The organism is uncultured Methylobacterium sp. (genome assembly GCF_964251405.1).
In the GTDB taxonomy this organism is placed as follows: domain Bacteria; phylum Pseudomonadota; class Alphaproteobacteria; order Rhizobiales; family Beijerinckiaceae; genus Methylobacterium.
Map to the genome: position 1 here is coordinate 1 of NZ_CAXUJR010000065.1, position 10,092 is coordinate 10,092.

A 10,092-nucleotide genomic window follows, 5' to 3' on the forward strand; every position below is an offset into this window, starting at 1 on the left:
TCGCGCATCGCACATCCGTGAAGCCGAACGCCTTCAGCATCGCCGAGAGGGTTTCACCGACGATGTCGCTGTCGTCGACGATGAGGACGGGGATCAGCTCTGGATGGAAGGGGTTCAGAAGATCGCGCAGGTCGTCGAGGGCGCGCGCATCGCCGGTCTTGCGCAGGGCCGGCGACGTCGTGCCGACGAAGGGCGCGAACCTGGCGATGGCACCCGGCGGACTGACGACGTCACCCTGGATGATTGCGACGCCCGCATCGACGAGCCGATCGCGCATGGCGGGCGAGGCGACTTCGGTCGCGCCAACGGGCACACCGAAAACCCGGCAGGCGGCGACGATGGCCAGCCGGCGACGCGCCAAGCTCCCGTCGTCCTCCGCGAAGGACACGGCAAGCTTGACGAGGTTGAAGGTTCCCCCGTCCAGTATCGCGATCGAGGAGGCTCCGGAGCCGAACTCTTCGAGGCCCAGCCGGACCTCCAGCGATCCGAGTTTAGCCAGCGTCTCGCTCACGATCTTGCCGCCCTGGACCAGGGCCGCCTCGCTGACATCGATCCGTAGGCGTGCAGGGGCCAGGCCCGATACCTTGAGGGCCTGAGCCACGGTCACGGCCATGTCGCTGCTCTTGAGCTGGAACAGCGAGACCGCGACGGCGATCGCGAGCGGGCGGGTCCAGGTCGCGGCCTGCCGGCAGGCCTCGTGGATGGACCATTCACCTAGTGCCGTCATCAGGCCGGCATGCTCGGCGATCGGCAGGAAGACGGAGGGAGGCACGGTCCCGAGGCGCGAACTGTTCCAGGACAGGCGGACACCGAATCCGACCACGGCGCCGGACGCGGCCTCCAGTTCCGGGTCGTAGACCAGTTCGAGTTCGCCGCGGTCGATGGCATGCATCAGCTCGGCTTCGATCGCGCGCCGATGCTGAAGGGACTGGTCGAGCGAGGGATCGAAGAACCGATGGGTGTTCTTGCCCTCGCGCTTGGCCTTGTAGAGCGCTGCGTCGGCGTTGTGTAGCAGTTCCTCCGTCACGCGGCCGTGGCTCGGGAAATGCGCGATGCCGATGCTGACACCGAGGTTGACGGGCACGTCGCCGACGAAGAACGGGCGCCCGACAGCCTCCAAGAGGCGTTCAGCGAGCCGGCTCGATTGGTGCGGTTCCGTCGTGTAGGCCTGAAGAATCAGGAACTCGTCGCCCCCCAGGCGGAAGACCAGGTCGGTCTCGCGCGTGACTTCTTCCAGACGACGGGCGACCACGCGAAGGGCTTCATCCCCGGCGGCATGACCGTGGCTGTCGTTGATCGCCTTGAAGCCGTCGAGGTCGAGGCAGAGGACGGCGAAATTCGCACCGTAGCGTTCGGCTCGGGTCTGTTCCGCCGCGAGCGCCTGGTCGAGGCCGAGACGGTTGCGCAGTCCCGTCAGTGGGTCATGACGGGCGCGGCGGCCGATCTTCTCCTCCGCGGAACGGCGCGCACGAAGGTCGTGGAATGTCACGATGCTGACCGGGCCGGCGGCGAGTTCGGCCCGGCGCACATGGACCTCGGCACTCACGGCATGCGGACCGGCCAGCCCGACCTCGATCGCATCCGTCTGCTCCTCGGCGGCGACAAGTGCGTCGAGGGCGGCCTGATGACCCTCGGACACGAGGCTGTCCAGCCGTCGACCGGCAAGCGAGCGGGCGTCCTGACCCACGAGCTCACCGAGCCTCAGGTTCGCTTCGACGATGAGGCCGCCGGCGGAGACGATCGCCAAGCCGTCGACGATGGAATCCGTCAGCACACGAAGGCGCAGCACCTCGGCATCGATCGCGCAAATCTGCTCGTCACGCATCGCCATGTGAGCGCCGGTCCGCCTGTTCGATGTCTCGTCCACATCTTCAAAACAGCATGGCCCCCTGAAGAATCATTTAAGCCTCACCGGCGCCCTATATGGTCGCGCGCCGAAGCCAATTCGTTACGATCAATGACGATACTGAACTCGCAATTTCTTTTATCGGAAACGATATTGGCGTCTTCGGACGAGGCGTCGAAACGCTTAGAACAGGAGTCCGTGAGGAAAAACATCGACGGTCTCCCCGTTGGCGAGATGGATGCGCGCTTCCTCGATCTGGGCGAGACCGTCGCTTCCCGTAAGAGACGTGAGCGTGCCGGCGCCGTCCTTGGGATACTTCGTCGCTTCTAGGACGCCGTCGGCGCCATGCGTCAGGTTCACCCGAACGAACTCGCGCCGGCCCGCCTTCTTTCCGTAAGCGAAGGACGCGCGGGCGGGGACGCCGATCGGCGGGCTGTACTCGGCACCACCGAGTCGGGCGAGGAGAGGCCGCACGACGAAGAGCAGGGTCACGTAGACCGCCACCGGGTTTCCCGGCAGCCCGACGAAGGGCGTGCCAGCGATCATACCCATGGCGACGGGCCGCCCGGGCTTGATCCCGAGCCGCCAGAACATCAGGCGCCCGACCGCCTCCACCGCCGCCTTGACGTGGTCCTCCTCTCCGGTGGAGACGCCGCCGGAGGTCAGGATGAGGTCGTGATCGCCCGCCGCGGCCGACAGGCGCTGCTTCAGCACGCCCGGATCGTCGCGCAGGAGGCCGAGGTCTCTCACCTCGACGCCGAGGCGGCGCAGGAGCGTCACGAGCATGACCCGGTTTGAATCGTAGATCGCGCCGGCGCGAAGAGCGGTTCCCGGTTCGGTGAGTTCGTCACCGGTGGAGAAGACGGCGACGCGCAGACGCCGGCGCACGGCCAGCGAGGCGTGCCCCACCGCGGCCGCCAGTGCGAGATCCTGAGGCCGCAAGCGACGGCCCGCGGAGATGACGACCCCCCCCCTGCCGATATCCTCGCCGGCGAGGCGCCGGTTCGCGCCGCGCTTGAGCCCCGGTGGAAGGACGATCCGGTCCCCATCGCGACGAACGTCTTCCTGCATGAAGACCGTGTCGGCTCCCACCGGCAACGCCGCCCCGGTGAAGATCCGCGCGGCGCCGCCTGCGACGCTCATGCCGTCCACACGCGTGCCAGCGGCGATACGGTCGGTCACCGGCAAAACAGTCTCCGCATCGACCGTCAGGTCGGCATGGCAGAGGGCGTAGCCGTCGACCGCCGAGTTGTCGAAGGGCGGCAGATCGATCCCGGCGGTGACGTCGGCGGCGGAAATGCGTCCGTCAGCATCGATGAGCGGCACGGTCTCGATGCCGGCGAGCACGGGCAGGCGCTCCCACATCAGCGCCACGGCGGCGTCGATCGACAGCAGCGGGCCGCCGAAGGCGAAGCAGTCGTCAGTGAGCTGGGCCATGATCGCACCTATGTTGATCCGACCGTTGACGTTCCAGCCTCGCCAGGACCGCCGCGATAGGCTCCGACAGGCGGATGACGGCGTCGGCGACAGCCTCGATCCCGTCGAGCGGCATGACGGGCACGCCCGCTCCCGGAAATGGGCGGTCGCTCGCGACCGCGACGATGCGCGGATCGTCCGGATGCAGGGGCGGACGGCCATTGCCATCGCGAAACACTTCGAGCTTGGGGTGGGCTTCGCGCTTGAAGCCTTCGACGACGATGAGGTCGCAACGGCTCACACGCCGCAGGAGGTCCGCGAGCGTCGCTTCCCTGTCGTCGCCGACCTCGTGGATCTGCACCCAGCGACGGCTCGACGAGACGATCACCTCCGAGGCACCGGCTTGGCGGTGAAGGTAGGAATCCTTGCCGGGCTGGTCGACGTCGAAGGCATGGTGCGCGTGCTTCAGCGTCGCCACCCTCAAGGACCGCCGCCGCAACTCGGGGATCAGCTTCGTCAGAAGGGTCGTCTTGCCGGCCCCGCTCCAGCCGGCGAGGCCGATAATGCGCATGTCCTCTTGCCCCATCACCGATTCCCGCCCGGGACCATGCCGAGGGCCGTCAGGGCGGCGCGAATGTCGGGCTCGGCGAGAACGGTGAGGAAGGCCGCCAGGGCGGGCCTCGACCTGTTCGTCTCCGCGTAGGCGAAGTCGTAATGCTCCTCCGTCAACGGCAGGAAATCGAGCCCGTAGATCTCCGCGACGGTGGCGATGGCGATCCCCCAATCGGCACGCCCCTGTGCGACCGCCGCCGCGACGGCATTGTGCGAGCGCGGCTGGTTCCAGAAGCCGGGCGGCCGGGAACCGGCAAGCAGCCGGTCGACGAGCATGCGGGTGCCGGAGCCGGTGTTGCGATTGACCATCACGACGTCCGAGTCCGTTCGCAGGTTATCGATCGCCGCCGCAGCGTCCAGGCCTGCAAAGCGGGCATCGCCACGGCGGAACACGACGCCCTGGAGCCGGCGCCAGCCGGGTGCCAGCACGAAGCCCGGACGCAGGAACGGCGCGTTGTAGGTCTCCGTCTGTGGATCGAGGAGGTGGAGCGCGGCAAGGTCGCATTCGCCCCGCTCCAACGCGGCGAGCCCCCCCGAGGAGCCGACCCAGACCGTGCGCGAATGAAGACCTCGTTCGGCGAGGCGCCCGACCACGCGGTCGAGCCCGAGGCAATGGCTGCCGACGATGGTGAGATCGGGCGGCCGTACTGCCGTGCCGAGGCGGGTCAGGCGCACGCGCTCGCCCGCCTCCAAGCCGGAACGCTCGGCGGGGACAGCGAAGAAGCCATCGGCCTGCGAGAAGGCGGTGACGGAGCCGGAGCCCTTGGGCAACGGGACCGCCACGGCCCCGTCCGGCCCTTGCGACAGGGCGGCCATGACGAACTCCATCCGGCCGAGTTCGGACGATAGGCGCTGCGGTAGCAGCGCCTCGATGCTGGCTTCGTCCCGGGGCGGCAATCCCGCCAGGGCACGGACCAGCGGCACCACGAACTCGTGGAAGGTGAACATCGCCGAGGTCGGAAAGCCGGGCAGCACCACGATCGCCTTGCCCTCGGACTTGGCAAGGCAGAGCGGCTTGCCGGGCTTGAGCGCGACCCCATGGACCAGGACTCCCGGCGGCCCCAGCCGCGACAGGATACGGTGCGAGACGTCGCCGGCCCCCTTCGACGTGCCGCCCGACAGGACGACGAGGTCGCAGTCCGCGAGAGCGCTCCGGATCGCCGCCTCGAGCGCGTCCGCATCGTCGGGAACGATCCCGAAGGGGATGGCCTCGCCGCCATTCTCCGTGACGGACGCCGCGACGATGGCACCGTTCGAATCATAGATGCCGGCGGCGGGCAGGACATCGCCCGGCGCCGACAGTTCGTCACCGGTGGAGATGACGCCGACGCGCGGTCGGCGCACGACCGCGATCTCGGCGAGACCGCAAGCGGCGAGCATCCCGATCTCGCGGGCGGTGACGACAGTGCGGGCTCGCAGAACCGTCTCGCCACGGGCCATGTCGGCCCCGGCATAGCCGACGAACTGCCCCGGCGCGGCAGATCTGGCGACGTCGATCGCCATCTCGGCGGCGCCGCCCCTGAACTCGGTAACCTCGATCATGACGACGGCGTCGGCACCGCGCGGAAGCATGCCTCCGGTGGCGATCGGCGTGGCGGTGCCGGACCCGACCCCGCCCGTCGGCGCTGTGCCGCAGCTCAGGATCTCGCGATTGAGCACGAGACGGCGCGGTTCGGCCTCGCTGGCGCCCCTGGTATCGGCGGCGCGGACGGCAAAGCCGTCGACGAGAGCCCGGTCGAAGGGCGGCACGTCGATGGGGGAGGCGATGTCTTCGGCGAGGACGCGGCCGCGGGCCAGCGCGAGCGGAACGATCTCCGGGCCGAGCCGGGCATGCGGGATCTCGGCCTGGAAGCGCGCCAGAGCGGCATCCCGCGACAGGACGTCCAGAAACTGCTCCTGGCGCGAGGCCGCGGCAAGGCGGGCCGCGAATTCATCGTCGGGTTCTGAAGGTTGGGCTCGCGTCACAATGGGATGATCTCGACCGACGTGCCCTCGACATAGCCCTCTCGCTCCGGCGGGACCAGAACCGCGGCATCGGCCAGTGCCAAGCGATGCAGCGGAATCTCGGCACTCCCGAGGGGCTCGATCCCCTCCGGCCGACACTGCACGAAGACAAGTTCGCTCATCCCCAAGGTCGAGACGATCTTGCGCAGGAGCGGCGCGATGCGCCGATCCGTAGCACGGGTTCCCGCCAGGGCGCCTAGCAGCGGGCGGCCGAGGGTCAGGTAGCTGGCGAGGGCGGCATCGGGGCGGCCGGGCACGAGGAGAACGGGACGGCCTCCGGCGGTGCCAAACCCTGCGGTCTCTCCGGGGCGCAGGGCGACGCCGTGAGCGGTCACGGTCCCCGCCAGGGTCAGTGCGGCGGCACTGACATCCGTTCGGCCGAACCCGGTGCCCCCGATGACGAACACCGCATCGGCCGGCGAACCGAGGATCGCCTCGGCTACGGCATCGGCATGACGGCCGGGCTGACGGGTCTGCACCGCGATGCCGCCGTCGGCCGCGATGAACGCGGCCAGGGCGGCGCAGACGGCGGCGCCGGCGGGACCGGTCGCGACGAGCCGAACCATCGGCCGCCGAACATCGACGCGCGCGATGCCACAGGCAGCCAGCCCCAGGATCCGGGAGGGAGCCAGCCGCGTGCCCGCGGCGGCCATGTTCTGCCCACGGGACAGATCGGCGCCGGCGCCCCGCGTCCCCTCGGTCGCGGGAGCCTCCTCGACCACGCGGATGCGGCCGGGGGGCGCCTCCGGGTCGGGGATCGCTTCCTGGCCCAGAACCGCATCGGTCCCCGGCGGCAGGTCGTCGCCGGCCTCGACCCAGACGGGTTGAGATGCGAGCAGGATCGGCGCGTAGGGCGATGCCCCGGCGACCGCTTCGGCGGCAACGGCCCAGCCGTCCCGCAAGGCGAGGGTACGAGCGGGCAGGTCGGCCATCGCGACGACGTCGCCGGCCAGCATCCCGCCGACCGCCTCGCCCAGGCCGAGGCTGATCGGGGCGACCGGCATCACGCCGGCGGCCAGGCGCCCGCGCGCCTCCGCGAGCGCCATCAGGGCGCCGGAGGCAAGGCGCGGCAGGCCCGCCACCGACGAGGGCTCGTCATTCGTCCACATGACCGGGAGCGTTGAGCCAAACCGGCCGGTCGATCAAGCCTCGGAGCGCGACCGCCCTTCGGTTCCGTCTCGCTCGCCAGGCCGGTCTCGTGGATCACCGGTCATGCAGGAGGCCCGCCAAGCCGAACCGTCAACAGACCACGTCACCGTGGTCTCCCTCGTCCACGGCTTCAGCCGTAAGCGGTCGATCGTCACTCTCGTGTCGGCGAGTGACCCCGAGATGCGTGTCGCATTGCCCGTCCCGTTCGGCTGCGACTTCGCCGATCTGCGCGAGGAAGCCGAGAAGGCCCTGCGCGACCAATCCGGGAAACGGCAGGGCTTGTGGTCGCGGCAGCGCCGTAACGGACCCGGCGTCTTTCGCCGGGCGCCAGGCATGGGCGGGACATTTCGTCCGAAGCTCCGCGGAAGACAGGACCGGTTGGGACCAGCTAAACGCGTTGGGCATGCTCAGCACGATCCAGCGCCCGTCGGCCGGACGGCCACTCACCAAAGGCTTGGTTCGGCTCGGATCGACGGTCCTGGCCGCTTTGCTCCTCTGCATCGCGTGTGACCGGCCGGCGTTGGCACAGCTCCATGGCCATGGCGGCCCGGTGCGATCCATCGCGGTCGAACCGGATGGCGGCCTCGCGATCTCCGGGAGCTTCGACCAGTCGGCGATCCTATGGGCGCTGGAAACCGGGGCGGCGCTGCGCGTGCTACGGGTCCACGACGGAGCGGTGAACGCCGTGGCGGCCGCCGGATCCGGGCGCTTCCTCACCGGCGGCGAGGACGGCCGCATCGCCCTGTGGCAGATGGGAGCACCGGAGCCGATCATGGTCTTCGCCGACCATCAGGGACCGGTCGCCGGGCTCGCCCTGTCCCCGGACGGCGCGATGCTCGCCTCGGCCTCATGGGACGGCACCGTCCGTGTCCGGCCGCTGGGCGGCGGGGCGGTGCGTACGCTCAGAGGGCATACCGGCAACGTCAATGCGGTGGCTTATCTCGCCGACGGCCGCGTGATCTCGGCGGGCTACGACGGCACCCTTCGGATCTGGCCCCTCTCCGGCGATGCGCCGCCTCACGTGCTGACGCTCGGCGCGCCGTTGAACACGCTGGCCGTGGCAAGCGACGGCGAGATCATGACGGCGGGCGCCGACAGCGTCGTGCGCATCCTCAGGCCCGATGGAGACGTGCGGGCCACGGCCGAACTGCCGCCGAATCCCGTGATCGCCGTGGCACTCTCGCCGGACGGAACCCGGATCGCCGCGGCGACGGTGGCGGGAACCGTGGCGATGATCGCAAGGGCGGATGCCAGGATCCTGTTCCACCTCGTCGGTCCCGGCCTGCCGGTCTGGTCGCTGGCTTTCCGTCCGGTCGGCAACGAACTCCTCACCGGCGGCGGCGACCGCCTCGTTCGGCGCTGGAATGCCGCCAACGGCGAGCCGATCGGCGCCCTCGCCATGGGGCGCCCGGCCGACGCACTCGCGGCCTTCAAGGGGGATCGCGGCGCCGAGGTTTTTCGTGCCTGCGTCGCCTGCCACACCCTGTCGCCCGACGAAGGTCCCCGCGCCGGACCGACCTTGAGCGGCATCTTCGGCCGGCGCATCGCCAGCGCCCCCGACTACCGGTTCTCGGAACCCTTGAAGCGCCTCGACATCGTCTGGGATGCCCGCACCATCGCCGAACTCTTCGAGGTCGGCCCGTCGCGCTACACGCCCGGCACCAAGATGCCGGAACAGACGATCCGAGATAAGGATGACCGCGAGGCCCTGGTCCAATTCCTGGAACGGGCGACGCGCCGGAACTGAGGCGGCTTCCGCCGGCCTCTCCGGGCGTCGTTACCGTCCGCGAGCCGTCGTCAACCCAACGGATCCGCGCGGGTCGCCCGCTCGCGCAGGTAATCCTCGGTGGTGCGGGGGTTCGCCCGCTCCGGCCCCGCATGAGGGTCGAAGCCGGTCATGGTGGCGGCTTCGACGCGGCAATTCTCGCACATCATGAGGGAGCGGACCCGCTCCTCGCCGGCGCTCCCGGCGAACATCCAGTGCTTGTCGCGCAGCTTGGCGATGACCCGCTCGATGGTGCTGCGCGTACCGAAGGGCTTGGCGCAGGCCACGCACGCGAATGGCTCCTCCTCCTTGACGATGCGCCGAGGCGCACTCCAGGCCACGAAGTCGATCTGCGGCTTCAGGCTGATGACTCGCTCCGGGCAGGTTGCGGCGCAGAGACCGCACTGGACGCAGAGGTTCTCGTCGAAGGCGAGGAGCGGGCGATCCTGGCTGTCGCTCAACGCATGGGTCGGGCAGGCGCTGACGCAGGAGAGGCAGAGCGTGCAGCCCTCGACGTCGATGTCGAGGCCGCCGAACGGCGCGCCGGCCGCCAGCGCCACGACGGCGACCGGTGCGGGTGCGGCCACGTGGAGCTCGCGGAACGCGAACTGAAGCACGTTGCGCTTCGGCCCGACGGGCATGAAGGCGGCCGGCACGGGCGCGGGCGTGCCGAGGTCGGCGGCCTTGAGTGCGGCGGATAGGATGTCGGGGTCGTCCGTCTCGATGAGCGAGACCACTGCACCCCCGGCTTCCGAACCGTAGCCGAGCGCCTGCACGACGGTGTCGGTGAGGGCGACGAGGCGACGCACCGTCTCGATGTCATGCCGGGGCCTGTCCCGCACCAGAAGGCGGACACCGACGGCACCGTAGGCGAAGAGTGCGGCGACGGCCTCTGGACCGATCTGCGTCAGCTCGTTCACGGCCACGGGCAGGACATTGGCGGGCAGGCCATCGCCGTAGCGGGCCAGCGCCTGGATGAGCGGCATGCCGTGCTCGTCATCGTGGAACAGCACCACGCCGTCGCGCCCACCCGCGGCACGATAGGCGCTCATCAGCGTGCGCAGCCGCCGCATCAGCGCATCGGCATGGGGCAGGGCGTAGGACGCGGCCCCGGTGGGGCAGACCGACGCGCAGGACCCGCAGCCGGCGCAGATATAGGGGTCGATCGCGACGTGATCGCCGGCCGGCGTGATGGCGCCGGTGGGGCAGACGTCGAGGCAGCGGGTACAGCCGGTGATGCGCGACCGGGAATGGGCGCAGAGGTCGGCGTGGAAGTCGACGAAGCGGCTCTTCTCGAAAG

Annotated in this window: 7 protein-coding genes; 1 reads left to right on the forward strand and 6 read right to left on the reverse strand. The window is 69.8% G+C overall.

The genetic code is table 11. The annotated features are described in order from the left end of the window. From ACFE7U_RS12365 to ACFE7U_RS12385, 5 genes are all read right to left on the reverse strand, one after another. Window positions 1-1,831: putative bifunctional diguanylate cyclase/phosphodiesterase (locus ACFE7U_RS12365; RefSeq protein ID WP_375410028.1), on the reverse strand; the 1,831-nt coding region annotated here is incomplete at its 3' end. 198 nt (window positions 1,832-2,029) lie between these two features. Next, on the reverse strand, window positions 2,030-3,283 hold the full coding sequence (glp, locus tag ACFE7U_RS12370; protein WP_375410029.1) for a gephyrin-like molybdotransferase Glp: 1,254 nt from the start codon (window positions 3,281-3,283) through the stop codon (window positions 2,030-2,032). After that, window positions 3,267-3,833, reverse strand: coding sequence for a molybdopterin-guanine dinucleotide biosynthesis protein B (mobB, locus tag ACFE7U_RS12375; protein WP_375410044.1), 567 nt, complete (start codon window positions 3,831-3,833; stop codon window positions 3,267-3,269). The genes glp and mobB overlap by 17 nt, the downstream gene beginning before the upstream one ends. 14 nt (window positions 3,834-3,847) lie before the next feature. After that, window positions 3,848-5,839, reverse strand: a complete 1,992-nt coding sequence (locus tag ACFE7U_RS12380; protein ID WP_375410030.1) for a molybdopterin biosynthesis protein — start codon at window positions 5,837-5,839, stop codon at window positions 3,848-3,850. Further along, entirely contained in the window at window positions 5,836-6,987 is a 1,152-nt protein-coding gene (locus tag ACFE7U_RS12385) for a molybdopterin-binding protein (protein ID WP_375410031.1), read from the reverse strand. Before ACFE7U_RS12385 ends, ACFE7U_RS12380 begins: the two co-directional genes overlap by 4 nt. A gap of 443 nt (window positions 6,988-7,430) precedes the next feature. On the opposite strand from ACFE7U_RS12385, the gene ACFE7U_RS12390 reads away from it, so the two are divergent. Beyond that, complete coding sequence (locus ACFE7U_RS12390) at window positions 7,431-8,774, forward strand: c-type cytochrome (protein WP_375410032.1); 1,344 nt, start codon at window positions 7,431-7,433, stop codon at window positions 8,772-8,774. Between the two features lie 50 nt (window positions 8,775-8,824). On the opposite strand, the gene ACFE7U_RS12395 is transcribed toward ACFE7U_RS12390, so the two are convergent. Next, window positions 8,825-10,092, reverse strand: a 1,268-nt coding sequence (locus tag ACFE7U_RS12395; RefSeq protein WP_375410033.1) for a 4Fe-4S binding protein, incomplete at its 5' end; no start/stop codon positions are given.